General features: G+C 64.7%; 22 protein-coding genes, 1 tRNA gene and 1 pseudogene. 10 read left to right on the forward strand and 14 right to left on the reverse strand.

Going from position 1 to position 26,020, the window contains the following annotated elements:
• Nucleotides 1–31 precede the first annotated feature (31 nt).
• The gene (locus NWF24_RS04830) at nucleotides 32–1,183 is read left to right on the forward strand and encodes a threonine synthase (RefSeq protein ID WP_258353213.1); all 1,152 of its coding nucleotides are present in this window, start codon (nucleotides 32–34) and stop codon (nucleotides 1,181–1,183) included.
• A gap of 12 nt (nucleotides 1,184–1,195) precedes the next feature.
• On the opposite strand, the gene NWF24_RS04835 is transcribed toward NWF24_RS04830, so the two are convergent.
• The 4 genes and pseudogenes from NWF24_RS04835 to NWF24_RS04845 form a co-directional block, all read right to left on the reverse strand.
• Complete coding sequence (locus NWF24_RS04835; protein WP_258353214.1) at nucleotides 1,196–2,698, reverse strand: YadA family autotransporter adhesin; 1,503 nt, start codon at nucleotides 2,696–2,698, stop codon at nucleotides 1,196–1,198.
• A 111-nt stretch (nucleotides 2,699–2,809) separates the two neighbouring features.
• A pseudogene (locus tag NWF24_RS34255) lies at nucleotides 2,810–3,196 on the reverse strand (YadA family autotransporter adhesin); the annotation flags it as partial.
• Nucleotides 3,197–3,751: 555 nt separating this feature from the next.
• The gene (locus tag NWF24_RS04840; protein WP_258353215.1) at nucleotides 3,752–4,738 is read right to left on the reverse strand and encodes an ornithine cyclodeaminase family protein; all 987 of its coding nucleotides are present in this window, start codon (nucleotides 4,736–4,738) and stop codon (nucleotides 3,752–3,754) included.
• Between the two features lie 55 nt (nucleotides 4,739–4,793).
• Nucleotides 4,794–5,102, reverse strand: a complete 309-nt coding sequence (locus NWF24_RS04845) for a hypothetical protein (protein ID WP_093077492.1) — start codon at nucleotides 5,100–5,102, stop codon at nucleotides 4,794–4,796.
• A gap of 169 nt (nucleotides 5,103–5,271) precedes the next feature.
• On the opposite strand from NWF24_RS04845, the gene secA reads away from it, so the two are divergent.
• Genes secA through NWF24_RS04875 form a run of 6 tightly spaced genes read left to right on the forward strand, consistent with a single transcriptional unit; the run spans nucleotide 5,272 to nucleotide 14,597 of the window.
• The gene (gene secA / locus NWF24_RS04850; RefSeq protein ID WP_258353216.1) at nucleotides 5,272–8,058 is read left to right on the forward strand and encodes a preprotein translocase subunit SecA; all 2,787 of its coding nucleotides are present in this window, start codon (nucleotides 5,272–5,274) and stop codon (nucleotides 8,056–8,058) included.
• 31 nt (nucleotides 8,059–8,089) lie between these two features.
• Nucleotides 8,090–9,319, forward strand: a complete 1,230-nt coding sequence (gene argJ, locus NWF24_RS04855; protein ID WP_258353217.1) for a bifunctional glutamate N-acetyltransferase/amino-acid acetyltransferase ArgJ — start codon at nucleotides 8,090–8,092, stop codon at nucleotides 9,317–9,319.
• On the forward strand, nucleotides 9,316–10,191 hold the full coding sequence (locus NWF24_RS04860) for an ATP-binding protein (protein ID WP_093057437.1): 876 nt from the start codon (nucleotides 9,316–9,318) through the stop codon (nucleotides 10,189–10,191). The genes argJ and NWF24_RS04860 overlap by 4 nt, the downstream gene beginning before the upstream one ends.
• The gene (locus tag NWF24_RS04865) at nucleotides 10,188–10,643 is read left to right on the forward strand and encodes an NUDIX domain-containing protein (RefSeq protein WP_093179193.1); all 456 of its coding nucleotides are present in this window, start codon (nucleotides 10,188–10,190) and stop codon (nucleotides 10,641–10,643) included. Before NWF24_RS04860 ends, NWF24_RS04865 begins: the two co-directional genes overlap by 4 nt.
• Nucleotides 10,644–10,650: 7 nt before the next feature.
• On the forward strand, nucleotides 10,651–12,609 hold the full coding sequence (locus NWF24_RS04870; protein ID WP_258353218.1) for an acyltransferase family protein: 1,959 nt from the start codon (nucleotides 10,651–10,653) through the stop codon (nucleotides 12,607–12,609).
• Between the two features lie 17 nt (nucleotides 12,610–12,626).
• Nucleotides 12,627–14,597, forward strand: coding sequence for an acyltransferase family protein (locus tag NWF24_RS04875; protein WP_258353219.1), 1,971 nt, complete (start codon nucleotides 12,627–12,629; stop codon nucleotides 14,595–14,597).
• Nucleotides 14,598–14,622: 25 nt separating this feature from the next.
• Here NWF24_RS04875 and NWF24_RS04880 read toward each other — a convergent pair whose 3' ends face one another.
• From NWF24_RS04880 to NWF24_RS04925, 10 genes are all read right to left on the reverse strand, one after another.
• Nucleotides 14,623–14,835 carry a DNA gyrase inhibitor YacG gene (locus tag NWF24_RS04880; protein WP_258353220.1) on the reverse strand — a complete coding sequence of 71 codons (213 nt, stop codon included), beginning with the start codon at nucleotides 14,833–14,835 and terminating at the stop codon, nucleotides 14,623–14,625.
• Nucleotides 14,832–15,587, reverse strand: coding sequence for a cell division protein ZapD (zapD, locus tag NWF24_RS04885; protein ID WP_093057441.1), 756 nt, complete (start codon nucleotides 15,585–15,587; stop codon nucleotides 14,832–14,834). The genes NWF24_RS04880 and zapD overlap by 4 nt, the downstream gene beginning before the upstream one ends.
• A gap of 30 nt (nucleotides 15,588–15,617) precedes the next feature.
• On the reverse strand, nucleotides 15,618–16,652 hold the full coding sequence (locus NWF24_RS04890; protein WP_258353221.1) for a hypothetical protein: 1,035 nt from the start codon (nucleotides 16,650–16,652) through the stop codon (nucleotides 15,618–15,620).
• A 1-nt stretch (nucleotide 16,653) separates the two neighbouring features.
• The gene (locus NWF24_RS04895; protein ID WP_258353222.1) at nucleotides 16,654–18,147 is read right to left on the reverse strand and encodes an MBOAT family O-acyltransferase; all 1,494 of its coding nucleotides are present in this window, start codon (nucleotides 18,145–18,147) and stop codon (nucleotides 16,654–16,656) included.
• Between the two features lie 69 nt (nucleotides 18,148–18,216).
• Nucleotides 18,217–18,825 (reverse strand): dephospho-CoA kinase, encoded by a 609-nt coding sequence (coaE, locus tag NWF24_RS04900; RefSeq protein WP_258353223.1) that lies wholly within the window; start codon nucleotides 18,823–18,825, stop codon nucleotides 18,217–18,219.
• Between the two features lie 8 nt (nucleotides 18,826–18,833).
• Nucleotides 18,834–19,799 (reverse strand): prepilin peptidase, encoded by a 966-nt coding sequence (locus NWF24_RS04905; protein ID WP_258353224.1) that lies wholly within the window; start codon nucleotides 19,797–19,799, stop codon nucleotides 18,834–18,836.
• Nucleotides 19,799–21,028 carry a type II secretion system F family protein gene (locus NWF24_RS04910; protein WP_258353225.1) on the reverse strand — a complete coding sequence of 410 codons (1,230 nt, stop codon included), beginning with the start codon at nucleotides 21,026–21,028 and terminating at the stop codon, nucleotides 19,799–19,801. The genes NWF24_RS04905 and NWF24_RS04910 overlap by 1 nt, the downstream gene beginning before the upstream one ends.
• A gap of 26 nt (nucleotides 21,029–21,054) precedes the next feature.
• Nucleotides 21,055–22,788, reverse strand: a complete 1,734-nt coding sequence (gene pilB, locus NWF24_RS04915; protein WP_097198199.1) for a type IV-A pilus assembly ATPase PilB — start codon at nucleotides 22,786–22,788, stop codon at nucleotides 21,055–21,057.
• 113 nt (nucleotides 22,789–22,901) lie between these two features.
• Nucleotides 22,902–22,978: transfer RNA gene (locus NWF24_RS04920), tRNA-Pro, on the reverse strand.
• Nucleotides 22,979–23,029: 51 nt separating this feature from the next.
• Entirely contained in the window at nucleotides 23,030–24,022 is a 993-nt protein-coding gene (locus NWF24_RS04925) for a polyprenyl synthetase family protein (protein WP_258353226.1), read from the reverse strand.
• Between the two features lie 191 nt (nucleotides 24,023–24,213).
• Between NWF24_RS04925 and rplU the strand changes: the two genes are divergently transcribed.
• The 3 genes from rplU to cgtA all read left to right on the forward strand — a co-directional run bounded on the left by rplU (nucleotide 24,214) and on the right by cgtA (nucleotide 25,946).
• Entirely contained in the window at nucleotides 24,214–24,525 is a 312-nt protein-coding gene (gene rplU, locus NWF24_RS04930; RefSeq protein WP_007833243.1) for a 50S ribosomal protein L21, read from the forward strand.
• 12 nt (nucleotides 24,526–24,537) lie between these two features.
• A complete protein-coding gene (gene rpmA, locus NWF24_RS04935; protein WP_093057448.1) occupies nucleotides 24,538–24,798 on the forward strand; it encodes a 50S ribosomal protein L27 in 261 nt (86 codons plus the stop codon).
• 71 nt (nucleotides 24,799–24,869) lie between these two features.
• Nucleotides 24,870–25,946 (forward strand): Obg family GTPase CgtA, encoded by a 1,077-nt coding sequence (gene cgtA, locus NWF24_RS04940; RefSeq protein ID WP_258353227.1) that lies wholly within the window; start codon nucleotides 24,870–24,872, stop codon nucleotides 25,944–25,946.
• Nucleotides 25,947–26,020: the final 74 nt, after the last annotated feature.

Here is a 26,020-nt window from a genome sequence, read left to right on the forward strand (position 1 = left end):
TGTATTATCCAGTTTTGATCAGGAGCCGCGAATGACCGCGAGAGAACGCGCACGCTATGTCGACCCCCGTACCGGCAGGCACTACGACCTGTCCGAACGCCGATGGCGCTCGGACGACGGCCATCCGATGATGGTCACGCCGCTGCCCGGCATCTCGCGCGACGACATCGATTCGCGCACCCGCTCGCTGTGGCGCTACCGCGCGGCGCTGCCCGTGGCAATCGACAAGCCCGCGAGCATGGGCGAAGGCTGCACGCCGCTGGTGCAGAAGCGCTGGGGCAGCCTCGAGCCGTACTTCAAGCTCGAGTGGTTTAACCCGACTTGCAGCTTCAAGGACCGCGGCGCGGCGGTGATGATGTCCTTCCTGCGCCAGATCGGCGTCGATGCAGTGCTGGAAGACAGCTCGGGCAATGGCGGCGCGGCCATTGCCGCTGCGGGCGCGGCAGCTGGAATGCGTGTGAAGGTGCTCGCGCCGAGCTACACGCCCGCGCCGAAGGTGGCGCAGATCCGGGCCTTCGGCGCCGAAGTTCAACTGGTGCCGGGGCCGCGCGAAGAGTCGGAATACGAGGCGGTGCGGCAGTCGGAATCGATCTTCTATGCGAGCCACAACTGGCATCCGTTCTTCCTGCAGGGTACGAAGACGCTGGCGTACGAACTGTGGGAAGACCTGGGCTTTGTCGCGCCCGACAACGTCGTGATTCCGACCGGGGCGGGCAGCAACGTGCTCGGCTGCTGGATCGGCTTCAAGGAGCTGCTGGCGGCGGGGCAGATCACGAAGCTGCCGCGCATTTTTGTCGCCCAGCCACTGAACTGCTCGCCGATCGATGCGAGCTTCACCGCCGGAGTCGACACGCTGGTGGACCGTGTCGTGCAGCCGACCATTGCCGAAGGCACTGCGATCAAGCGGCCCGTGCGGCTTCAGGAAATCCTGCAGGCGCTGCGCGAGACGAACGGCAAGACCGTTGCGCTGACCGAGGAGCAGATTGCGGCGGCGGTGCGCCGGCTGGCGGAGAGCGGGCTCTATGCGGAGCCGACCTCCGCCTCGGCCGCGGCAGCCATCGACGTGTTGGCGCAGCGCGGCGACATCAAGGCAGGCGAGACGACGGTGGCTTTGTTGACCGGCACAGGCTTGAAGTCGACGCAGTTCATGACCGAGCTGTTTGGCGGCGCTGCCGCCGCCTAGCCGATCAGTGGCTTACTTCCACTTCCAGCCGACGCCGGCGTTGAAGCCCCATTCCTTGCCCGTGGTCGAAACGCCCGCGCCCCAGGAAATCCTGCCGTCGTCGGTCAGGGCCTTGAAGGTCAGGGCAAGAGCGCTGTAGCCCTTGTAGCTGCCGAGACCAACGCCAACGGTCTTCTCGCCGGGGGACAGCGTCGGCAGGTAAGTGCCTGACATGGCGAAGGCCATGGCCGTGCCCGAGTAGGCGATGCGGGCCACGTCGCCGACCTGGCTCTGCACCTGATTCAGTTGGTTCAGATTGACCGCATCGGTTGGCAGCACACCCGGCGCCACGTTGCCGATGCGCGTGCCGCCCGGTGCCTGCCCGTTGCCCAGCGTGACCTGGTTGTAGTTGACCGAGCCGTCCGGGTTGGTCGCGTACTGCACGCTGCTGGCCTTCACGGTGGCTGCGGATGCCTTGAGTTGTGCGATGTTGGTCGCATCGCTGTCGGCCGTGCCGGCTGCCACGCCCGTGATCTGGCGGTACTGGCCGTTGGCCGCATCGCCCACCGACACCGCTGCCTGTGTGCTGGTGGTCGCCTTGACAGCCGTCCGGTGTTCCGTCGGCGTATTGCCCGGTATGTATCCGGCCACGCCCGCTGCGGTGGAGGCCACCGAGCCCGCGCCCAGTGCGACGCCGCCGCTTTGCTGCGTGATGGCGCCGAAGCCGATGGCCGTGCCCTTGGAGATGTTCGGCGCCTGGCTCAGTGGCGTGCCGCCGGCGTCTGCGCCGTCACCCAGGGCCACGCCACCACCACCCGCGCGGGCATTGGCGCCGATCGCCTGCGAGCCCGTGGCCAGCGCCCCAGTACCGATGGCGATTGCGTTCAGACCCGTGGCCTGTGCACCGCTGCCGGCCGCGAAGGAGTTGGTGCCGCTGGCCACAGACAGCGGGCCGATCGCTACCGCTTTCTGGCCGCTGGCCACCGAATCGCCAGCCGTCGAATTGGTGTGGAAGTACTTGGTGCCCTTGTCGTTGATCGTGTTGACCGTCGTGCTCAGGCCGCCGAGATTGCTGTTGGTTGTGTTCAGGCTCGTCGAGAGATTGCCGACGCCGGTCGAGAGGCTGCTGATGCTGCTGGTTGCGGTATTCAGGCTCGTCAGGACGGACGTGGACAAGCTGTCGACGCGGCTGTTGACGCTGCCCAGTCCCGTGGAAGTCGAGGTCGACAGGCTCGCAACGGAGTTGTTCGTTGCGATCAAGCTGGTGGACAGGCTGGCCACGTTGCTGTTCGTCGTGTCCAGGCTGGTGGACAACGAAGCGGTCGCCGTCGATAGCTGACTGACATTGACGGCGTCCGTCGGAGCACCGCCCGCTGCAACATTGGTGAGCCTGCGTTCGCTGCCGGCAGCCCCCATCGACACTTCACCAGCCGGCGTTGCACCGGAGATTGCAGCACCGGGGAAGGGTGTGTAGCCGGCTGTGCCTTGCAATGCAGCAAGCGAATCCGCCGTCTTGCTGGCTGCCCCGATGGCCACGCTGCTGTCGTACTTGGCGTCAGCCCCGTTGCCAAGAGCCGCGCTGCTTTGGCCGGCTGCGGTCGCAGCTGCGCCGATCGCAACCGAGTTCAGGCTTTGAGCTTGAGCGCCAAATCCCAGTGCGGTGCTTCCGACGCCGGACGCATTTGCCGAGAGGCCAAACGCGCTGGCCCACTGACCGGCTGTACCGGAGAAGCCGAAAACAGCGGCCCCGTTTCCAGTCCCTTGGGAATAAGTCCCGAACACCGACACCGCATCCAGACCGTTGCCGCTCGTGTTGCAACCGAGGATGTTGGACCACGGTCCGGTTCCATCGACCGGTTGAGCGTTTGTTCCGCTAACGGTCACCTGTCCGATGGTTGCCGTGGTTGTGGAGTTGCAGTCGGTCGGCGCATAGGTGGATGCGCTGGCATCCGATGTCGCCATCTGCAGGCCGGCAGCCAGAATTGCGCTGACTACTGCCGACAGCCTGAAGCTGCCACGATACAAATTATTCATAACAATTGATAAAGAAAAGGAAATCTAAAAATCTGCGGCCAAAAGGCGGATCTGTGCGCGCAAAAAATTGCGATTTGATTTGCGGCATGAATTCCGGAGAGCCCGCGGCAGAGGGGCGTCTCCTGCTGCGCATGAGCGCATGTGATGTCGGCTGAATGCCGCGCCTCATGCTTCCCGTACTCCGCTATGACCTTTTAGGCCGCGGAATGTATCGACTGACGATCGAATTGGACAATGACGTTTGCTGTCAATTAATGACCGCCGTCAATGGATTCAATGGCTCGCTGAGGGGCGAGCTTTTATCTCGAATTGGGGAGAAATTCGCGCTTTCCAAACGGCATTCGCGTAAGGCCGTTGTGCGCGCTCTTGTTCGTTGTCGATTAATGACAAGAATTGGCAAAGAATGTCATTCGGCGGCGCTGAAAACGTTTTCTTCTTTGAATCGAAAAGTTCACGCTTTCAGCGCAGGAGCCCCGATGCCGTGATGCTTCGGGAACTGCGATGGCTCCGAACAAACCACCTCGGCACGCTCGAGGAATTCGTGCCGGTTTCTTGCTACCAGGGCCAGGCGATGCGTGTGCTCATGCCCGTCTCAGCCGCACGCGCATGCAGCAGGCGCGCAACGGTCAGGTCCTGCAGCGCGAGGCCCGTCATGTCGAAGACGGTGATGTCGTCGGCGGCTCGTTCGACAGCCGCCTTGCCGCTCAACAGGTCGCCCAGTTCGACGCATGGCGTGTCGGGTGCCCATTGCGTTTCGCCGATTTGCTGCGCCTGCGTGCGGTCGTCGACGAACAGGCGCACGCGCGGCAGCAGGCCTTCGGGAAGTTCGCGCTTGCCGCGGGTGTCGGCGCCGACGCAGTTCAGGTGCGTGCCGGGTTGCACGGCTTCGAGGTCGAAGAGGGCGCCGCCGCCCGGCGTGGCGGTGATCACGATGTCGCTTCGGGCAACAGCGGCGTTGCGGTCGCTGGCCGGCGCGATGTCGCAGCGACCGGTGAAATGGGCTTCGAATGCCGCATTGCGCTGGCCGTTCGTACTTATATAAAGAACCTCGCGCAGCGATGGCACGAGGCGCAGCGCGAAGTCGAGCTGGATGCGCGCCTGCACGCCGGTGCCGAAGAGGCACAGCCGCGTGCTGTCGGGCCGTGCAAGCTGCTGAAGGCCGAGCCCGCCCGCCGCGCCCGTGCGCACTGTCGTCACCGTGTTGCCGTCGATGACGCACAGCGGCCGGCCGGTCGCGGGGTCGATCAGCAGGATCGTCGCCTGGTGGGGCTCGCCGCCGCGCTGCCGGTTGGCCGGCCAGAAGCCCGCGGCCTTGAAGCCGAGCAGGCCCTGGGCCTGCACGTCACCGGACTTGATGCCGAACACCCCGCCCGTGCGCAGCGGCTCTCGCACGACCGGGAAGACGCGGCCCTCGCGCTCGCTGTGCAGCACGAAGGCTTCTCGCACAGCCTGGAGCACGTCGTCGGGAGAGAGGAGGGCGTCGACCTGGTGCTTGTCGAGCAGCAGGAGTTGGGCGTCCGAAGGCGCGGGGGATGATGTCATCTGGAAATATTATCTACTTTCAGACGAAAAATCAAAGGTAACGCAGGCTGGCGGCTCAGCGGCCGGTATGCACCTTGATCCGGATCGTCGCCACGTCCCATCCCCGGTTCTTGAGCCGCGTCACCAGCATCGGCGACAGCTGCCGCAGCTTGGCGGCCGCGGCGCTGCCCTTGACCAGCAGGCACCACACGTCGCCCTCGGCCGGCCCGGCCTGCACGGCGCCGCGCATGGCCGGCGGAATCAGCCCTTCCACGGCCTTGAGCCGCTCCGCGGTGTCGCGTGCGCGCGCCATCAGGCTGCCCAGGGTGGGCGCGCCTTCTGCAGCTTGCTGCAGCGAAATGGCGGGGGGAAGTCGGCGATACATCGGTAATCCAGGGGTTAGAAACAAGACAGCTAAAATGCCCGGTTTGCCGGCGTTCGCGCCGGAAAAAAGGCTGCTTGCTTTCATTGAAAGCGCGCCCAACTGCTTTCACCATATCTTAGGGAATCCGGTCGAAGTGCCTGCCGTATCAGGTGCCCGCCCATCTCCACCCATGGCAACCAACTTCCTGACCCAGATTTTCGGCAGTCGCAACGACCGGCTCCTCAAGCAGTATCGCAAGACGGTGGAACGCATCAATGCGCTCGAACCCGAATTCGAGAAGCTCAGCGACGATGCGCTGCGTGCCAAGACGCAGGAGTTCAAGGACCGCGTCACCAAGGGTGAATCGCTCGACGACCTGCTGCCGGAAGCCTTCGCCACGGTGCGCGAAGGCTCCAAGCGCGTCATGAAGATGCGCCACTTCGACGTTCAATTGCTCGGCGGCATGGCGCTGCACAACGGCAAGATCTCCGAAATGCGCACCGGCGAAGGCAAGACGCTGACCGCCACGCTGCCGGTGTACCTGAACGCGCTGTCCGGCCAGGGCGTGCACGTGGTCACAGTGAACGACTACCTGGCCAATCGCGACGCGACCTGGATGGGGCGCCTCTACAACTTCCTCGGTCTCTCGGTGGGCATCAACCTGCCGCAGATGCCGCGCGAGGAAAAGCAGGCCGCTTACCGCAGCGACATCACGTACGGCACGAACAACGAGTACGGCTTCGACTACCTGCGCGACAACATGGTCTACGAGCCCGGCGACCGGGTGCAGCGCGGCCTGAACTACGCCATCGTCGACGAAGTGGACTCGATCCTGATCGACGAGGCCCGCACCCCGCTGATCATCAGCGGCCAGGCCGAAGACCACACCGACCTCTACCTGGCCATCAACAAGGTGGTGCCGCTGCTCAAGAAGCAGGAAGGCGAAGCCGACCCGCGCACGGGCGAGGGCGTCACGGTGCCCGGCGACTTCACGGTCGACGAAAAGACCCACCAGGTGTTCCTGACCGAAGACGGCCACGAGAACGCCGAGCGCATCCTGGGCGAATTCAAGCTGCTGCCCGAGGGCGCCTCGCTCTACGACCCGGCCAACATCACGCTGATGCATCACCTGAATGCAGCGCTGCGTGCACGTCACCTCTACCACCGTGACCAGCACTATGTGGTGCAGCAGGGCGAAGTGGTGATCGTCGACGAATTCACCGGCCGCCTGATGACGGGCCGCCGCTGGAGCGATGGCCTGCACCAGGCCGTGGAAGCCAAGGAAGGCGTGGAGATCCAGGCCGAGAACCAGACGCTGGCTTCCATCACCTTCCAGAACTACTTCCGCCTGTACGGCAAGTTGGCCGGCATGACCGGCACGGCCGACACCGAGGCCTACGAATTCCAGGAAATCTACGGTCTCGAGACCACGATCATTCCGCCCAACCGCATCAGCAAGCGCGAAGACCAGCTCGACCGCGTCTACAAGACGACGCGCGAGAAGTACGAAGCGGCCATTCAAGATATCCGCGAGTGCTACGAGCGCGGCCAGCCGGTGCTGGTGGGCACCTCGTCCATCGAGAACTCCGAAATCATCGACGCGCTGCTCACCAAGGCGGACCTGCCGCACCAGGTGCTCAACGCCAAGCAGCACGCTCGCGAGGCCGACATCGTGGCGCAGGCCGGCCGCACGAAGATGATCACCATCGCGACCAACATGGCTGGCCGCGGTACCGACATCGTGCTGGGCGGCAACATCGAGAAGATGATCGAGGCCATCGAGAACGACGAAGGCCGCGACGAAGCCACGAAGAAGGCCGACATCGAACACGTCCGCGCTGAATGGAACAAGGACCACGAGTTCGTGAAGTCGCTCGGCGGCCTGCGCATCATCGCGACCGAACGCCACGAGTCGCGCCGCATCGACAACCAGCTGCGCGGCCGTTCGGGCCGCCAGGGCGACCCGGGCTCTTCGCGCTTCTACCTGAGCCTGGACGATCCGCTGATGCGCATCTTCGCGGGCGACCGCGTGAAGGCGATCATGGACCGCCTGAAGATGCCCGACGGCGAAGCCATCGAAGCCGGCATCGTCACGCGCAGCATCGAGAGCGCGCAGCGCAAGGTCGAGGCGCGCAACTTCGACATTCGCAAGCAGCTGCTCGAATACGACGACGTGTCGAACGACCAGCGCAAGGTGATCTACCAGCAGCGCAACGACATCCTCGATGCGGGCGACCTCACGGCGCAGATCGCGGCGCTGCGCGAAGGCTGCTTCACCGACCTCGTGCGCCAGTACATCCCGAGCGAATCGGTCGAAGAGCAATGGGACCTGGACGGCCTCGAGAAGAGCCTCTTCAACGAGTGGGGCATCGACATGCCGCTCAAGAAGGAAGTCGAGGCCTCGGAAGCCATCGCCGACGAAGACATCGTCGAGAAGGTGCTGAAGAACGCCAATGAGACCTTCGACGCCAAGGTCGCACTGATCGGCCAGGAGAACTTCACCCAGTTCGAGCGCATGGTGCTGCTGCAGAGCATCGACACCCATTGGCGCGAACACCTGGCCTCGCTCGACTACCTGCGCCAGGGCATTCACCTGCGCGGCTATGCGCAGAAGCAGCCCAAGCAGGAATACAAGCGCGAAGCCTTCGAGCTCTTCGGCCAGTTGCTCGACTCGGTCAAGAACGAAGTCACGCGCCAGCTGATGACGGTGCGCGTGCAGTCGGGCGAGCAGCTCGAGGAAGCCGCCGAAGCGCTCGAAAGCCGCGGCGAGAACGTCGCCAACATCACCTACAGCGCGCCGACCGAAACCGGCGAAGTCGAGGTGCGTGTCGACGAGGAAAGCCAGCGCCGCCTGGCGGCCGCCGGTCTGGGCACGCTGAGCGCCGAAGCCCTGGCCTTCGCCCGCGTCGGCCGCAACGATCCGTGCCCTTGCGGCAGTGGCAAGAAGTACAAGCAGTGCCACGGCAAGCTGAACTGACGTCCGCAACACATTCACCGAGAGAAACCCCATGCCCGTGAACCTGTCTGCCCCTGATCCTGCCGCCTTGTTCGCGGTGCCCGGCGTTCGCATCGGCGTGGCCGAAGCGGGCGTGCGCAAGGCCAATCGCAAGGACCTGACCGTCGTGCTGATCGACGAAGGCTCGGCAGTCGGCGGGGTGTTCACCCAGAACCGTTTCTGCGCCGCGCCGGTGCAGGTCTGCCGCGACCACCTGGCCGCGAACTACGGCATCCGGGCGATGGTGATCAACACCGGCAATGCCAACGCCGGCACGGGCGAAGACGGGCTGATGCGCACGCGCTCCACCTGCATCGCGCTCGCGCGCAAGCTGGAGATCGCGCCCGAGCAGATCCTGCCGTTCTCCACCGGCGTGATCATGGAGCCGCTGCCCGTGGACCGCATCGAAGCGGGCCTGCCGGCCGCGCTGGCCGATGCCGACGCGAACCACTGGGCGCGCGCGGCCGAAGGCATCATGACCACCGACACGATTCCCAAGGCCTTCAGCCAGCAGGTTCAGATCGGCGGCGCCACTGTCACCATCACCGGCATCAGCAAGGGCGCCGGCATGATCCGCCCGAACATGGCGACCATGCTGGGCTTCATGGCCACCGACGCGAAGATCGATCCGTCGCTGATCCAGCCGCTGGCCAAGCTGCTGGCCGATGCCTCGTTCAATCGCGTGACCATCGACGGCGACACCTCGACCAACGACTCGTTCGTGGTCATTGCCACGCAGAAGGCGTCGCACGCGACCATCACGTCGCTCGATTCGGCCGACGGCAAGGCGCTTGTGGCCGCGATGCAGAACGTGGCCCGCCAACTGGCGCAGGCCATCGTGCGCGACGGCGAAGGCGCGACCAAGTTCATCACCATCCAGGTCGAAGGCGGCCGCGATGCCGCCGAGTGCAAGCAGGTGGCGTATGCCGTGGCGCATTCGCCGCTGGTCAAGACGGCCTTCTACGCCAGCGACCCGAATCTGGGCCGCATCCTGGCGGCCGTCGGCTATGCGGGCATCGCTGACCTCGACCAGACCGGCATCGACCTGTTCCTCGACGATGTGCACGTGGCCGTCAAGGGCGGACGCAACCCGTCGTACCGCGAAGAAGACGGCCAGCGCGTGATGAAGCAGAGCGAGATCACGGTGCGCATTGGCCTCGGCCGCGGCACGGCCAGCGAGACGGTGTGGACCTGCGACTTCAGCCACGAATATGTGACCATCAACGCCGACTACCGGTCATGAACGAGCAGTTCCAGAAGCTGATCGAGCGCGCCGAGCAGCTCATTTCCCGCATCGAATCTATCCTTCCGCAGCCGCTGGCCGCGCCCGCCGACTGGAACGCATCCATCGCCTGGCGCTACCGCCGCCGCAACTCGGGCCACGGTGTGCTTGAGCCAGTGAAGCACGTGGCCGCGATGGCGCTCGATTCGCTGAAGGAAATCGACGTCCAGAAGGAAAAGATCGCGCGCAACACGCAGCAGTTCGTCGAAGGCAAGCCGGCCAACAACGTGCTGCTGACGGGCGCGCGTGGCACGGGCAAGTCGTCGTTGATCCGTGCTTGCCTGCAGGCTTATGCGCCGCAGGGCCTGCGCCTGATCGAAGTGGACAAGGCCGAACTCGTCGACCTGCCCGACATCGTCGAAGTTGTGTCGCAGCGTCCCGAGAAATTCATCGTGTTCAGCGACGACCTGAGCTTCGACGAAGGCGAGCCGGGCTACAAGGCGCTGAAGTCGATCCTCGACGGGTCGATTGCGGCCTCGACGCCCAACGTGCTGATCTACGCGACCAGCAACCGGCGCCACCTGCTGCCCGAGTACATGAAGGAAAACCTCACGTACACCCACACCGACGATGGCGAAGTCCATCCCGGCGAGGTGATCGAGGAAAAGATCTCGCTGTCGGAGCGCTTCGGCCTCTGGGTGAGCTTCTATCCCTTCAGCCAGAACGAGTACCTGACGATCGTGGGGCAGTGGCTCTCGTCGTTCGGCGTGGACGACGCAGCCATCGCGGCGGCGCGGCCCGAGGCGCTCGTGTGGGCGCTGGAGCGCGGTTCGCGCAGCGGCCGCGTGGCCTACCAGTTCGCGCGCGACTACGCGGGCCGGAGCGCCGCGTGAGCGAGCCTCGCAAGCACACGGAAGTCGCGGTCGGCGTGCTGATTCGCCTGTCCGACGACGCGCTGCTGCTCTCGAGCCGGCCCGAAGGCAAGGCCTATGCGGGCTTCTGGGAGTTTCCCGGCGGCAAGATCGAGGCGGGCGAGACGGTCGAAGAGGCACTGCGGCGCGAGCTGCAGGAGGAACTCGGCATCACCATCGACGGCGCCGAAGTCTGGAAGATCACGGAGCATGACTACCCGCATGCGCTGGTGCGCCTGCACTGGTGCAAGGTGACGGCCTGGAGCGGCGAGTTCGAGATGCGCGAAGGCCAGCAGATGGCCTGGCAACAGCTGCCGCTGGACGTGACGCCGGTACTCCCGGGCGCGTTTCCGGTGCTGCAATGGCTGTCGGAAGAGCGCGGCCTGCCGTTCGTGCCGCCTCCGGTCGTCGCGCCTGTTGCGCCGGCCAACTGACTGATTGATGCATCCCAAGTACCGTCCGGACATCGATGGGCTGCGCGCGATCGCGGTCGGGTCCGTGCTGGTGTATCACGCCTTCCCTACGGCGCTGATGGGCGGCTTCGTCGGGGTCGACATCTTCTTCGTGATCTCGGGCTTCCTGATCACGACCATCATTCTCCAGAGCCTCGCGGCGGGTGACTTCAGCTACCGCGACTTCTACGCACGGCGCATCCGGCGGATCTTTCCGGCGCTGATCGTGGTGCTGCTGGCGACGCTGTGCGCCGGCTGGTATCTGTTGCTGTCCGACGAGTTCGCCGAGCTCGGCAAGCAGACCGTGGGCGGCGCGGCGTTCGTCGCCAACCTGGTGTTCTGGGGCGAGTCGGGGTACTTCGACACCGCAGCCGAAACCAAGCCACTGCTGCACTTGTGGTCGCTGGGCATCGAGGAGCAGTTCTACATTTTCTGGCCGCTGCTGCTGGGGCTCGCATGGCGCAAGCGCTGGCCGATCGTGCGCGTGGTGCTGGTGGTCGCGGTGGTCTCGTTCCTGGTGAACGTGACGACGGTGCATCCGTTGCCGGCGGCGTCGTTCTACTCGCCGGCCTCCCGTTTCTGGGAGTTGATGGTGGGCGGCATCCTGGCCTGCATGCGGCTGAAGCCGCCGGCGCCGAGCGCGTGGCGCAGCCATTTGCAGTCGGTGCTGGGCGTCGGGTTGATCGTGCTCGGGCTGGTGATGATCCGCAGCAACAAGGCGTTCCCTGGCTGGTGGGCGCTGCTGCCCACGCTGGGCGCGGTGAGCTGCATCGCCGCGGGGCCGAACGGCGTGCTGAACAAGTACCTGCTGTCGAACCGGGTGATGGTGTGGCTCGGGCTCATCAGCTATCCGCTGTACCTGTGGCACTGGCCGCTGCTTGCGTTCGTGCGCATCGTGGAGGCCGACCCGCTGCATCCGTCGCCGGTCTACCGCGCAGGCGCGATGGTGGCCAGCGTGCTGCTCGCGTGGGCCACGTACCGCTTTGTCGAGCGCTATGCGAGAAACCGCCCCGGCGCGGGCACGCTCAAGGCACTGGGCGCGGGGATGGTGCTGCTGGCCGCCGCAGGCACGGCGATCTTCTTCGGCGTGCCCGAGCCGCGCAACAACAGCGCCCAACTGCAGATCGTCGCCAACGCCGGACTGGATGCCGACTACTACCAGGGCTTCAAGCTCGACATGATCGGCGACCAGCTGGTCTACAAGGTTGGCGGTGGGCCCAAGCGGGTGCTGTTCCTGGGCGACAGCCACGTGCAGCAGTACGCGCCGCGCGTGATGGAACTGGCCCGCACGCTGTCGATGGAAGACAAGTCGGCCTGGTTCGTGACCCAGGGCGCGTGTCCGGCGGTGCCGGGGGTCTTTGCGGACAAGAACATCGGATGCGCCGAGCGGCGCACTGCATTGCTGGCCTATGCACTGAGCCCCGAGGTCGATTCGGTGGTCATCGGCGGTTGCTGGAACTGCTACTTCGTCGGCCACGGCGCCCTGGAGTACTACTACCGCGGCGCGGACAACGTGGTCCACCCGTTCCAGGGCGGCGACGGCATCGAACGCTCGCTGGCCTCGCTGGAGGTCACGCTGCGCGAGCTGGCACGCCACAAGAAGGTCTTCCTGCTGCTCGACAACCCCGGTGGCCCGGAGTTCACGCCGAAGCGCCTGATCGAGGGCAGCCGCCTGACGCACATGGAGGCTTCGGTCTCGACGCCGACGACGCCGCTGCCGGCCGACCAGAAGCAGCTCAATGACCGGTTGCGCGCGATCGCGCAGGCGAGCGGAGCCGAGGCCATCGATGCGATGGCGGTGCTGTGCAAGGACGACCAGTGCATCCGTACGATGCCCGACGGTTCGCCCGCCTACAAGGACGCCGACCACCTGCGCCCGCGCTACACCCGGGAAGAGGCGAGCTACTTCGACCGCACGGTGCGCGCCGTGCAACAGCCGTCGCGCTGAGCGAGGCTGAGCGAACGATGCATCCCAAGTACCGCCCGGACATCGACGGCCTGCGCGCCATCGCGGTGGGCTCGGTGTTGGCGTACCACGCCTTTCCGAGCCTGCTGCCGGGCGGCTTCATCGGGGTCGACATCTTCTTCGTGATCTCGGGCTTCCTGATCACGACCATTCTTCTGCAGAGCCTGGCGGCGGGCGATTTCAGCTATCGCGACTTCTATGCGCGGCGCATCCGGCGCATCTTTCCGGCGCTGGTGCTCGTGCTGCTGGCGACGCTGGCCTTCGGCTGGTACGTGCTGCTGCCGGGGGAGTTCTCGCAGCTCGGCAAGCAGACCACGGGCGGGGCCGCCTTCTTTGCCAACCTCGTCTTTCTGGGCGAGGCCGGGTACTTCGACGCCACGGCCGAGACCAAGCCACTGCTGCACCTGTGGTCGCTGGGGATCGAGGAGCAGTTCTACATCTTCTGGCCGCTGATGCTTGGGCTGGCCTGGCGCAAGCGCTGGCCCATCTTGCGTGTGACGCTGGCTGTGGCCGCGATCTCGTTCCTGGTCAATGTGCTGACGGTGCAGCCGCACCGCGCGGCGGCGTTCTATTCGCCGCTGTCGCGCGCCTGGGAGCTGATGGCGGGCGGATTGCTGGCGGCGATGCGGCTGCAGCAAGTTGCCAGCGGTTCGGCCCAGCCGCGTGCGTGGACAAAGCATTTGCAGTCCGTCGTGGGCGTGGGCCTGCTCGTGCTCGGCCTCTTCATGACGCGCAGCACGAAGGCGTTTCCGGGCTGGTGGGCGCTGCTGCCGGTGCTGGGTGCGGTGAGTTGCATCGCGGCCGGGCCGAACGGCGTGCTCAACCGGTATCTGCTGTCGAACCGCGTCATGGTGTGGATCGGCCTGATCAGCTATCCGCTGTACCTTTGGCACTGGCCGCTGCTTTCGTATGCGCGCATCGTGGTGGGCGGGGAGCCTTCGCTGCAGGTGCGCATCGTGCTGGTGGTGGCGTCGGTCGCGCTGGCCTGGGCCACGTATCGCTTCCTGGAGCGCTTCGTCAAGCTTCATCTCTCGCAGACGATGTTGCGCGGGCTGGCGGGCAGCGGCGCTGCGCTGGCGTTGGCCGGCGTGCTGGTTTTCCTGGGCACGCCGCTTCCGCGCAACGACAGCCAGGCCCTGCAGGCCGTGGCTGACGCGACGCGCGAAGACAACTACTACGACGGCTTCGAAGAGGCCGCGCTGGGCGGGCAGTTTGTCTACCGCACCGGCAGCGGCAAGCACAACGTGCTGCTGATCGGCGACAGCCACGTCGAGCAATACGCGCCGCGCGCGCTCGAACTGGTGCGCACGCAGCCCGGCAAGGCCCGTACGGTGTACTTCGCGACCAAGGGCTCGTGCCCGCCTGTGCCGGGCCTGTTCAGCGGCGCCGACACGGCGTGCGAAGAGCGGCGTGCGGCGGTGCTCGATCTGGCGCTCAAGCCGGAGATCGATTCGGTGGTGCTCGGGGCGTGCTGGAGCTGCTACTTCACGGGGGCCGGGCCCACGGTGAACTACTTCGTCGACGACAAGAAGGTCGCGCACCCGTTTCTCGGTGGAGACGGTGTTGACCTGTCGCTGAAGTCGCTGGGCGAGACGCTGAAGCGCCTATCGGCACACAAGACGGTCTACCTGGTGCTCGGCAATCCGGTCGGCATGGATTTCGATCCGCTCAAGCAGATCCAGGGCAGCCGTCTGGGCGGCATGACGGCGGTCACCGGGCAGCTCAAGGCGCCGATGCCGCGGGACCAGTCGCAGTTCAATGCGCGGCTGAAGCAGGTGGCCGAGGCCAATGGCGCAAAGGTCATCGAGCCGTTTGCCAGCCTGTGCGCCGATGGCCAGTGCATCCGCAGCATGCCGGACGACGGTTCGCCGGCCTACAAGGACATCGGGCACTTGCGGCCCCGGTATGCGCGCAGCTTCGCAACCTACATCGACCCCGCGCTGCTCGACGAGGACGCGGGCGGCAAGTAGAGTAGCCAGCCTCGCGGCTGCTTTCTTACTGGATCTTGGGGTCGCCGAAAGGCTCGTCGTCAGGCGGCGCTTCGGCCGGCATGCGGAATTCTTCGCTGGCCCAGGCACCCAGGTCGACACCCTTGCAGCGCGCGCTGCAGAAGGGCCTGTAGGCGTTGCTCGGCGCGTAGATGCTGTCTCCGCTGCATGTGGGGCAGCGGACGATCCGTTCGCCCTTGCTGTTCAACCGTGTCGTCATGCGCAGAGGGTCAGCTCGAAAGGCGCGTCGTCCGAGCTTTGGTGGAGGCGGTCGTCCGCGTCGTGGCGCATCAGGCGCACCGAGACCATGAGGCGGTTGCCGCTGATTTCGGGGATCAGGCCGAGCTTGGGGTCGATGCGCAGGCGCAGCAGCTGGAAGCTGCGGCCCTGCGGCAGGTTCTGCTGGAACTGGCCGTTGGTGGCGATCACCTTGTAGGGCACGTCGGCGTCGCGCAGCAGCTTGAGCAGCAGGTAGATCGATGAGGCCAGCGGCGACAGGGTGTTCGACCAGCGTTCGAGATCGGCGCGGCGGCTGGCGGCGGGGCGATGCTGCCAGGCGTAGTAGGCGGGCAGGTCGAACTCGCAGGTGCCGCCCGGAATGCCGGCGCGGCTGCGGATGCTCATGAGCCACTCGTTTTCCGTCAGCGCCTGGCCGGCCTTGCCGGCCACGCTGTTGAGGGTGGCGAAGTTGCCTTCGAGCTGGCCGACGACCTGGTCGAGCACGGCCTCGGCAATGGCCGGATTGCCCCGGTAGCTGTTGAAGACGTTCTTGTGCTTGTCCAGGTCGCGCAGCACGTCGGCCTTGAGGTCTGCGCGCGCGGCGACGTCCATGATCTCGAAGATCGTGACAAGGGCGTAGTGGTGGGACAGAGGCGATTCGGCGGGCACCAGTTCGCCGAGGCGACGAAACAGGTGCTCCAGCCGCAGGTACGTGCGGATGCGCTCGTTGAAGGGGTACTCGTAGAGGATCACGCGTATCGTTTTTTCACGTCGGGTTCGAGCTCATTGTGATTTGGCAACCGGGGTGGGCATCACCTGTCGCACAGCCTCCAGCATACGCTGCCCGAAAAGAATGTAACCCCGGGTCGAGACGTGGGTCTCGTTGGCGGGGAAAAGATCCTTCATCTTGAAGCGGTTCTCTTCTGCCAGTGCGAACAGGTCTGGCCCGATATTTTGCGGGTTGAATTCGGCCCGGAACGCATCGGCATGGTTTTGTTGCAAATACACGGTGCTCTTGTTGGGGACCACCATCCACACCACCTTGTAAGGCGCAGCGGTGCTTTCGAAGCGCTTCATGAACTGCGCGGACTCGGCCGTCAGCGCCGCGTTGACGCGGTCTTCGGCGGTCATGAGCAGCTTGTCGCAGGCGCGGTGGCTGAACTGCTTGCAGCCGTCGGGCACCACGCGCGCGTCGATCAGCGGGCCCCAGCGATCGGGCGTGTTGGTCCAGCTGTCGGACGCCATGATGGCCTTGGTGTTTTGGTATGTGAACCAGCCACTGAGCAACTGGGCATCCCAGTTGAGCTGGAAGCCGGGGGCGGGCTTGGCAGGGTTCTCGAAGGGCGGCGGCGTGGGCTTGAAGGCGTGCTTCATCGTCTTGCAGCTCTCGGACTTCTCGATGCGGTCCTGCAGCAGGCGCTCGATGCTCTCGACGATGACCACCTTGCCCTTGAAGCCGGACTTATCGAGCCAACCCGAGAAGTCGTCGCACAGGGTGCCGCCGAGGTTGTCCCAGTGCGTTGTGGTGACCTTGTAGCCGGCGCCCACGAGCGCCGATTGCCAGGCGTAGCGCACGGAGAAGCTGTCGCCGATCACCAGGATGTCGGATTCCTGGATCGGCCATGTCTTGATGTCCGCGTCGGGAATAGGTGGTGGCGGCACGTGCCAGCCGAACTCGCGTTCCGAGATGCGCCCGATGCGGGTCAGGTCGCCGTAGGGAATGGGGGTGAAGAGGCTGGCGACCAGCAGCGCGCAGCACACCAGATAGCCCGCGACAAAGATGCGTAGCCAGGTCCTGGCCGATTTCGTGTCTTCCATGTCAGAACTGGAAATAGAGGAACGGGCTGTAGTTGCCGAACTTCGACACGCACAGGCCAAAAAGATAGATGCAGCCCAGGCCCGTGACCCAGGTGGCCAGTCGCTGGAGGCGGGGGCGGCCGGCCAGCCCCGCGACGTTCGGGATCCAGCGATCGAGCGTGATGGTGGGCGGCAGCGCCAGACAGATCACCAAGCCGACGAGGATGGTCTGGAAGAACTCGGGCTTGCGGAACGGCACGCGGAACTCGCTGAAGGCCGACACGGGCGCGCCGTGCAGGCCCAGCATGCCTTTGTAGATTTCGACGGCGGCCGTCATGCTGTCTGCCCGGAACACCACCCAGGCGATCATCACGCACAGGAAGGTGATGAACCAGCCGGCCGCGCGGCCGTACCACGTGGTCTTAGTGTTGCCGCGGCGCACCTTGGCGTTCCAGAAGTGGTTGACCATCAGGTAGGCGCCATGCAGCGCGCCCCAGATGACGAAGGTCCAGGCGGCGCCGTGCCACAGGCCGCCCAGCAGCATCGTCAGGAAAAGGTTGATGTAGCGCCGGGCCGGCCCCTTGCGGTTGCCGCCGAGTGGCACGTAGAGGTAGTCGCGAAGGAAAGTCGACAGCGAGATGTGCCAGCGGCGCCAGAACTCGATCATGTTGGTCGACTTGTAAGGCGACCTGAAATTGAGCGGCAGCTGCACGCCCACGCACAGCGACAGGCCGACCGCCATGTCCGAGTAGCCCGAGAAGTCGAAGTAGATCTGCAGCGTGTAGGCCAGCACCCCGAACCAGGCCGTGTACAGCGAGGGCAGCACGCCTTCGTGCACGCCCTTGAACATCATGTCGGCGTATTGCCCTAGCGGGTCGGCGATCAGCATCTTCTTGGCCAGGCCGAATACGAAGATGCCCAGTCCGAGCGCCATGTTGTTGGCGTTGAACCGGTAGGTGGCCGGGTTGTTGAATTGCGGCATCATCTGCGCGTGATGCAGCACCGGGCCCGCGATCAGGTGCGGGAAGTAGGTGACGAACAGCGCGTAGTGCACGAAGCTGCGCTCCCGCACCTTGCCCTGCCAGCAGTCGACCAGGAAGGCGATCTGCGTGAAGGTGTAGAACGAGATGCCGATCGGCAGCACGATGTGCACCAGATCGATCTGCGCGAAGCCCGCGGCGGCCAGGCCGGCATCGATGTTTTCCAGGAAGAAGTTGGCGTACTTGAAGACGGCCAGCACCCCGAGGTTGACCACCAGCGCGATGATCAGCAGGGCCTTGCGGTGCTTGTCTTCCCGGCCGGGCGAGGGCGTAAGCCGAAGTCCGAACCAGTAGTTGATGCAGATCGACCCCAGCAGCAAGGGCAGTGCCTTGACGCTCCACCATCCGTAGAAGAAGAGCGAAGCCAGTGCCAGGAAACCCGCCGCCGACCGGGGGCTGCGCGCACCGATCAGGAAGAAGCCGATCAGGACCAGCGGGAAGAAAACGAAGATGAAAGGGTACGAATTGAAAAGCATCGTGAGGGGCGCTGAGGCGTGCGCCGTTTGACGTGATCGTCGTGTAGCCGTCGCGGCGTCAACCCCAAATTATCGCGTGCCCGGCCGAACCCACCGTTCCCAGAGACCCCGTACCTGCTGAGCGAGTTCCTCCAGCGTCAAAGACTCGTTGAAAACGACCGCGTCGGCGGCGGCCCGGCGCGCCCGGCGCGTGGCCTGCTGGGCGATCACTGCCTTGACCGCTTCCGGCGTCCAGCCCGAGCGTGCGACGACGCGCTTGAGCTGCGTTTCCTCGGTGGCATCGACCACCAGCACCCGGTCGACAGTGGCGCGCCAGCGGCCGGATTCGACGAGCAGGGGAACATCGAACACGACGACCGCATCCTCGCCCGCTGCTGCGGCCTGGCGCTGGGTTTCGGCGCCGATCAAGGGGTGGAGGATGGATTCGAGGCGAGCCTTGGCACCCGTATCCGCGAACACGATCTGTCGCATGGCTGCCCTGTCCAGGCCGCCATCCGGGGCGATGACCCCGGGGCCGAAGGCTGCCTCAAGGGCCGGCACGGCGATGCCGCCAGGGAGCGCGATGGCGCGCGCGATGGCATCGGTGTCCACCAGTACCGCCCCTTGGGCCATCAGCAGCCCGGCGACGGTGCTCTTGCCGCTGCCGATGCCGCCCGTCAGGCCGATGCGCCGCACCATGCGGTGTATCAATGGATCAGTGCGCCAAGGGGGAAGGCGAACGGAATCCATTGCCTCACGACTTCCGGGCCCGCCACCAGGCAGACGAGGCCCGCCCCGGCCAGGAAGGGACCGAAAGCGATGGGAATGTCCTTGTGCGCCAGTTTGCCGGCGACGCGCAGCGTCACGCCGATCACCGCGCCCACCAGCGAAGAGACGAGGATGATCGCGATGAGATAGTCGGCGCCGAGCCAGGCGCCCAGCGCGGCGAGCAGTTTGAAGTCTCCATAGCCCATGCCTTCCTTGCCCGTAACCAGGCGAAAGCCATGGTACACAAGCCAGAGGCTCAGGTAGCCGAACACCGCGCCCCAGACCGCCGAGCTCAGCGGCACGCCGGTCCAGCCCATGGCCGCGCCGATCAGGCCGAGCCAAAGCAGGGGGTAGTTGAGCGAGTCGGGCAGGAACTGGGTGTCGAAATCGATCAGGAACTGGCAGATCAGCAGGGCGCCGAACGCGGCCCAGAGCACCCCGGCCGGTGTGATGCCGAAGCGCCAGGCACAGAGCGCGAACAGGGCGCCCGTGACCAGCTCGACCAAGGGGTAGCGCAGGTTGATCGAGGTCTTGCACGACGAACAGCGCCCGCGCAGAGCGGCGTAGCTCAGCACGGGGATGTTCTCGTACCAGCGGATCTTGTGCCCGCACGTTCCGCAGCGCGATGCGGGGCGGGTCAGGTCGAAAGGAGGTTGTGCCTCGATGACGGCGGCCGCCTTGTCGGCTGCCGCTTCCAGCTCAGCGGGAGGCGCGACCTTCGGACCGAAGGCCAGCGACCACAGCGAGGGCGCATCCTTCGACGGCATGAGATTGGCGACGGCGTCGGCGAGCCAGTCGCGGTACATCATCACCGGCGTGCGGTAGATGACGACATTCATGAAGCTGCCGATCAATAGCCCCAGCACACCGGCGAAAACGGTGTCGAACTCCCGCGAAACGAGCATCAAACGACCTGGCCGAGCTTGAAGATGGGCAGGTACATCGACACCACGATGCCGCCGATGATGGTGCCGAGGAACACGATGATGATGGGTTCCATCAGGCTGGCGAGGCCTGCGACCATGTCGTCCACTTCTGATTCGTAGAAGTCGGCGGCCTTGCCCAGCATGTGGTCGATGGAGCCGGATTCTTCGCCAATGGCGGTCATCTGGATCACCATGGAAGGGAACAGGTTGGCGTTGGTCATGGCCGTGGTGAGGCTGGTGCCTGTGGAGACCTCCTGCTGGATCTTCGTCGTGGCGTCGCCGTAGACGGTGTTGCCCGAGGCGCCACCCACCGAATCGAGGGCTTCGACCAGTGGCACGCCGGCGGCGAACATGGTTGCAAGGGTGCGGGTCCAGCGGGCTACGCAGGATTTTTCGATCAGGACGCCGAAAATTGGTACCTTCAGCAGTGCCCGGTCCATGACTCTTTGAAAGCGCTCGTTGCGCTTCCAGGCCTGCATGAAGAAGTAGAGCCCGCCGCCGATGCCGCCGAAGATCAGCCACCAGTAGGACACAAAGAATTCGCTGATGCTGATCACGATCAGCGTCGGCGCGGGCAGGTCAGCGCCGAACGACGTGAACACTTCCTTGAACGCCGGAATGACGAAGATCATGATGATGGCGATGACCACGAAGGCCACCACGATCACCGAGATCGGGTACATCAATGCCGACTTGATCTTGGACTTGATCGCCTCGGTCTTTTCCATGTAGGTGGCCAGCCGGTCCAGCAGTTCTTCGAGAATACCGGCCGCTTCGCCGGCCTCCACCAGGTTGCAGTACAGGTTGTCGAAGTACTTCGGGAACTTGCGGAAGGCAGCCGACAGCGAGGTGCCGGTTTCCACGTCGCTGCGGATGTCGTTGAGCAGCTTGGCCACGCTTGCGTTCGCGTTGCCGCGCCCGACGATGTCGAAGGACTGCATCAAGGGCACGCCGGCCTTCATCATGGTCGCCAACTGGCGCGTGAAGATGGCGATGTCCTTGGGCTTGATCGCCTTGCCGGAGCGCATGCGGCGCTTCTTGATCTTGGACGCGAGCACGCCCTGGCGACGCAGTGCGGCCTGCACCTGGTTTTCGCCGGCGGCACGAAGCTCACCGCGCACCATCTTGCCGTTGCGATCTTTGCCTTCCCATTCGAAGACAAACTCCTTGAGCCCATCACGTGAGCGGGTGGATGCCACTGTTGCCATTCGATCTCCGGTTTTCAGTGTGTTCGTTATTCGTTGGTGCAGGCCACGACTTCTTCCAGAGAAGTGAGACCTTGCATCACTTTGCGCAGACCCGACTGCCGCAGCGAGCGTACGCCCTCCGCCTCGGACTGCTGTGCGATGTCGAGCGCGCTGCCGTCCCGCAGGATGATTTCCTGGATGGCCTCGGTGATCGGCATCACCTGGTAGATGCCCACGCGGCCCTTGTAGCCGCCGCTGCAAGCGGAGCAGCCGACGGGGCGGTAGGGCTTCCATGTGCCGTCCAGATCTTCCTCCCTGAACCCTGCGTCGAGTAGCGCTTCGCGCGGGACGTCGGCCGGCACGCGGCAGACGGTACACAGCCGCCGCGCGAGGCGCTGTGCCGTGATCAGGATCACGCTGGATGCGATGTTGAACGGCGCGATACCCATGTTGCGCATCCGCGTGAGCGTGGTCGGCGCGTCGTTGGTGTGCAGCGTGGAGAGCACCAGGTGGCCCGTTTGCGCGGCCTTGATCGAGATATCGGCGGTTTCGAGGTCGCGGATTTCGCCGACCATGATGATGTCGGGATCCTGGCGCAGGAAGGCGCGCAGCGCGGTCGCGAAGGTCAGGCCGGCCCGTTCGTTGACGTTGACCTGGTTGACGCCGGGCAGGTTGATTTCCGACGGATCTTCCGCCGTGGCGATGTTGACGCCCGGCTGGTTCAGCAGGTTCAGGCAGGTGTAGAGCGACACTGTCTTGCCGGAGCCAGTCGGGCCGGTGACGAGCACCATCCCGTACGGGCGGCCGATGGCATGCAGGAGCCGCGCTTTTTCATCCGCGTCGTAGCCCAGGGCATCGATACCCAGGCGCGCGCTGCTCGGGTCGAGAATACGAACGACGATCTTCTCGCCAAACAGCGTGGGCAGTGTGCTCACGCGAAAGTCGATCACGCGGTCGGGCCCGATCTTGAGCTTCATTCGGCCGTCCTGCGGCACGCGTTTCTCGGAGATGTCGAGCCGGGAAATGACCTTGATGCGCGAGGCCAGCTTGTCCTTGATGACGGTGGGCGGGCTGGCGATCTCGCGCAGTTCGCCGTCGACCCGGAAACGCACGCGGTAGTGATGCTCGTAGGGCTCGAAGTGAATGTCCGAGGCCCGCATGCCAACGGCGTCGAGCAGCATCTTGTGAAGGAAGCGCACGACCGGTGCGTCTTCGACTTCTGCGATTGCCTGCTCGTTGCTGTCGCCCGAGGTGTCGGCCGAGACATCGTCGAACTCGAACTCGCTGCCGACGATGTTGTTGATGCTCTCCGCCGCCGTCACTGCGGCGGCTTCGATCATTCGCGACAGCTTGTCGTATTCCGCGATGACCCAGTCGACACCCATCTGGGAGGCGAACTTGATCTTCTCTGCCGCCTGTTGGTCCGAGGGATCGGCTGTTGCAACAATCAGACGGTTGTTGCGTTTGCTCAGGACAACGATGCGGTACGCGTGGCACAGCTTCGCGTCGAGCAGATCCTTCGGCAGGCGCTGGGGATCGATGGCGTCGAGATCGAGCAGCGGCGCGCCGAAGGCGGTGGAAAGGGTGTGGGCGAGATCGGCGGCCGAGACGGCGCCGGAGCCGGTCAGCTCCGCGATGAAGCTGGTGCGGCCACTCAGGGACTTCTGGTAGATGTCTTCGGCGGCCCTGGCAGGAAGCTTGCCGGCCGACACCAGGGCGCGCGCGAGCCCGGGGAGGGCAATCTGCGAGGGTTCTTTAACTGGAAGTTCGGCAGCGGCCATTCAACGAATGAAAAAGATGTGAAAAAGTGCTTCACGATCATCGCTGAACAGCCCAGTGCTGTAAATCGCTACACAGCAACAGGCATGGCCATTTATTTATGCCAGCCAAAGGCTGGTCGGGGTGAGAGGATTCGAACCTCCGGCCTCTACGTCCCGAACGTAGCGCTCTACCAGGCTAAGCTACACCCCGATGGTTGCAAGAAAAAAGAAATCGTCCTAGATGCCAACTCAGGAGAGGTGTTCAGGCACGTCGCTCAAGCAACTGAGCCGCCAATTGTAGCAAACCTGAAGCGTGCGAATTGGATGGGAAGCCGCTCAGCGCATGAATTGCGCGCTGTGCTTCGGCGGCAGCCGCCGCGCGGGAGGCGTCCAGGGCTCCAGTTTCGCGAACGATCTCGACGACCTTGCCCAGCTGGGCGGTGTCGCCCGCCTCGATGGCGGCGCGCACCAGGTCGCTCTGAGCCGAGGTGCCTCGCTGCATTGCGAAGATGAGCGGGAGCGTGGTCTTGCCTTCGCGCAGGTCGTCGCCGACGTTCTTTCCTGTCTCGTTGGCGTCGCCCGCGTAGTCCAGCACGTCGTCGATCACCTGGAAGGCGGTGCCGAGTGCCTGTCCGTAGGTGGCGCAGGCCTCTTCCACATCAGGTGTGGCGCCTGCCAGCACGGCCGCGAGGCGGGTGCTGGCCTCGAAGAGCTTTGCGGTCTTCGAGCGGATCACGCGCAGATATGCCGCCTCGTCCAGCGATGCGTCGTGCATGTTCATCAGCTGGAGTACCTCGCCTTCGGCGATCACGTTGGTGGCTTCGGCCAGGATCTGCATGACGCGCATGTTGCTGGCATCCAACATCATCTGGAATGCGCGCGAGTAGAGAAAGTCGCCGACCAGCACGCTGGCCGGGTTGCCGAACGATTCGTTGGCGGTCGCTCGCCCGCGCCGCAGGGTCGATTCGTCGACCACGTCGTCATGCAGCAGGGTGGCCGTATGAATGAATTCCACAACGGCGGCCAGATTGAAGCGCTGTTCGCCGGTGTAACCCAGCGCGCCCGACATCAGCAGCAGGAGCGCCGGCCGCAGGCGTTTGCCGCCAGCGGAAATGATGTACCTGGAAACCTGGCTGACCAGCGGCACGCCCGTGTCGAGGCGGCGGGCGATCACACGGTCGACTTCGACCATGTCGCCGGCAATCAGGTCCAGCACGGTGGCGGTGGGGGAGGTGTCGGCGGCGGGAACTGGCAAAGCGGAGGCGCGGAGCGCTGCTGAGGATGATGGCGACCCAAGCTGGGGAAGGGCCGGAAGGCGCAAATTATAGGGAGCCGCGGCGGTTTGCCGGGATTGCGCTGGGCTGAAAGTGGTTAGCAGGCACAAACCGCGCTATAATCTTGGGCTCTGCGGAATTCGCTGCGGAGACTCATTTCTAAGAGGTTTACATGTACGCGGTCATAAAAACCGGTGGCAAGCAGTATCGCGTTGCTTCCGGCGAGAAAATTAAAGTAGAACAGATTGCTGCGGACGTAGGCCAGGAAATCGTGATCGACCAGGTTCTGGCTGTCGGAAACGGCGCTGAAATCAAGGTTGGCACGCCCCTGGTGTCCGGCGCAACGGTGACAGTCACGGTACTGTCGCACGGCAAGCACGACAAGGTCCACATCTTCAAGATGCGCCGTCGCAAGCACTATCAGAAACGTCAAGGTCATCGCCAGCAGTTCACCGAACTGCAAATCGGCGCGATCGCCGGCTAAGGAGCAGATTCCATGGCACAGAAAAAAGGCGGCGGCTCAACGCGAAACGGGCGCGACTCCAAGCCCAAGATGCTCGGCGTGAAGGCTTTCGGCGGCGAACTGATCAGCGCAGGCTCGATCATCGTGCGCCAGCGCGGCACCCAGTTCCACCCCGGCGTGAACGTCGGCGTGGGCAAGGACCACACGCTGTTTGCCCTGGTCGACGGCCACGTGTCGTTCGGTACCAAGGGTGCACTCAACAAGCACACGGTCAACGTGACCCCCGCGGCGTAAGCCTCGAGTCACTTCGACCTGCCCGAGGCCCCGCATTGCCGGGGCTTCTTCATTTGTAAACTGGACATCCCATGAAGTTCGTCGACGAAGCCTTCATCGACATCGCCGCCGGCGATGGCGGCAACGGCTGCGTGTCGTTCCGTCATGAGAAGTACAAGGAATTCGGCGGCCCCAACGGCGGCGACGGCGGCCGCGGCGGCCACGTGTTCGCAGTGGCCGATTCGAACCTCAACACGCTGGTCGATTTCCGCTACTCGCGCCGCCACGAAGCCAAGCGCGGCGAGCACGGCATGGGCTCCGACATGTTCGGTGCCGCGGGCGACGACATCACGCTCAAGATGCCGGTCGGCACGATCATCTCCGATGTCGAAACCGGCGAGGTGCTGTTCGAGCTATTGAAAGAGGGCGAAGTCATCACCATCGCCAAGGGCGGCGACGGTGGCTTCGGCAACATGCGCTTCAAGAGCGCCATCAACCGCGCGCCGCGTCAGAAGACGCCCGGCTGGCCTGGAGAAAAGCGCAGCGTCAAGCTGGAGTTGAAGGTGCTGGCAGACGTCGGCCTGCTTGGCATGCCGAATGCCGGCAAGTCGACGCTGATCAGCGCCATTTCCAATGCCCGCCCACGCATTGCCGACTACCCCTTCACCACGCTGCACCCGAACCTCGGTGTTGTGCGCGTCGGCCCGGAGCAGAGCTTCGTGGTGGCCGACCTTCCCGGCCTGATCGAAGGCGCATCCGAAGGTGCGGGCCTCGGCCATCTCTTCCTGCGCCACCTGCAACGCACGCGCCTGCTGCTGCATGTGATCGACATGGCGCCGTTCGACGACAACATCGACCCTGTCGCCCAGGCCAAGGCCATCGTCGGCGAGCTCAAGAAGTATGACGCCGCGCTCTACGAAAAGCCGCGTTGGCTCGTGCTCAACAAGCTCGACATGGTGCCGACCGAAGAACGTGCGGCCCGCGTCAAGGACGTCGTGAAGCGCCTGCGCTTCAAGGGGCCCGTGTTCGAAATCTCGGCGCTCACGCGCGAAGGCTGCGAACACCTGGTGCAGGCTGTTTATCAGCAGGTCAAGGCACAGCAGGTGGCCGAGCACGCGCCGGTCGTCGTCGATCCGCGCTTCACGCCGTTGCCTTCCGAGGGCGCCTGAGCGGCGTTGCCGCATCGCCCCGCGGCCCTGCCAACAGATAGATAGATAGACAGCAATCCACGCAGCATCCAAGA

It is taken from the genome of Variovorax paradoxus (assembly GCF_024734665.1).
Classification (GTDB): Bacteria; Pseudomonadota; Gammaproteobacteria; order Burkholderiales; family Burkholderiaceae_C; genus Variovorax.

Bases quoted from the DNA above. Each gene is read 5' to 3' on its own strand.
- NWF24_RS04830 (WP_258353213.1), top strand. From the start codon at position 32: ATGACCGCGAGAGAACGCGCACGCTATGTCGACCCCCGTACCGGCAGG.
- NWF24_RS04840 (WP_258353215.1), bottom strand. From the start codon at position 4,738: ATGACATCATCCCCCGCGCCTTCGGACGCCCAACTCCTGCTGCTCGAC.
- NWF24_RS04845 (WP_093077492.1), bottom strand. From the start codon at position 5,102: ATGTATCGCCGACTTCCCCCCGCCATTTCGCTGCAGCAAGCTGCAGAA.
- secA (WP_258353216.1), top strand. From the start codon at position 5,272: ATGGCAACCAACTTCCTGACCCAGATTTTCGGCAGTCGCAACGACCGG.
- argJ (WP_258353217.1), top strand. From the start codon at position 8,090: ATGCCCGTGAACCTGTCTGCCCCTGATCCTGCCGCCTTGTTCGCGGTG.
- NWF24_RS04860 (WP_093057437.1), top strand. From the start codon at position 9,316: ATGAACGAGCAGTTCCAGAAGCTGATCGAGCGCGCCGAGCAGCTCATT.
- NWF24_RS04870 (WP_258353218.1), top strand. From the start codon at position 10,651: ATGCATCCCAAGTACCGTCCGGACATCGATGGGCTGCGCGCGATCGCG.
- NWF24_RS04875 (WP_258353219.1), top strand. From the start codon at position 12,627: ATGCATCCCAAGTACCGCCCGGACATCGACGGCCTGCGCGCCATCGCG.
- NWF24_RS04880 (WP_258353220.1), bottom strand. From the start codon at position 14,835: ATGACGACACGGTTGAACAGCAAGGGCGAACGGATCGTCCGCTGCCCC.
- NWF24_RS04890 (WP_258353221.1), bottom strand. From the start codon at position 16,652: ATGGAAGACACGAAATCGGCCAGGACCTGGCTACGCATCTTTGTCGCG.
- NWF24_RS04895 (WP_258353222.1), bottom strand. From the start codon at position 18,147: ATGCTTTTCAATTCGTACCCTTTCATCTTCGTTTTCTTCCCGCTGGTC.
- coaE (WP_258353223.1), bottom strand. From the start codon at position 18,825: ATGGTGCGGCGCATCGGCCTGACGGGCGGCATCGGCAGCGGCAAGAGC.
- NWF24_RS04905 (WP_258353224.1), bottom strand. From the start codon at position 19,799: ATGCTCGTTTCGCGGGAGTTCGACACCGTTTTCGCCGGTGTGCTGGGG.
- NWF24_RS04910 (WP_258353225.1), bottom strand. From the start codon at position 21,028: ATGGCAACAGTGGCATCCACCCGCTCACGTGATGGGCTCAAGGAGTTT.
- pilB (WP_097198199.1), bottom strand. From the start codon at position 22,788: ATGGCCGCTGCCGAACTTCCAGTTAAAGAACCCTCGCAGATTGCCCTC.
- rplU (WP_007833243.1), top strand. From the start codon at position 24,214: ATGTACGCGGTCATAAAAACCGGTGGCAAGCAGTATCGCGTTGCTTCC.
- rpmA (WP_093057448.1), top strand. From the start codon at position 24,538: ATGGCACAGAAAAAAGGCGGCGGCTCAACGCGAAACGGGCGCGACTCC.
- cgtA (WP_258353227.1), top strand. From the start codon at position 24,870: ATGAAGTTCGTCGACGAAGCCTTCATCGACATCGCCGCCGGCGATGGC.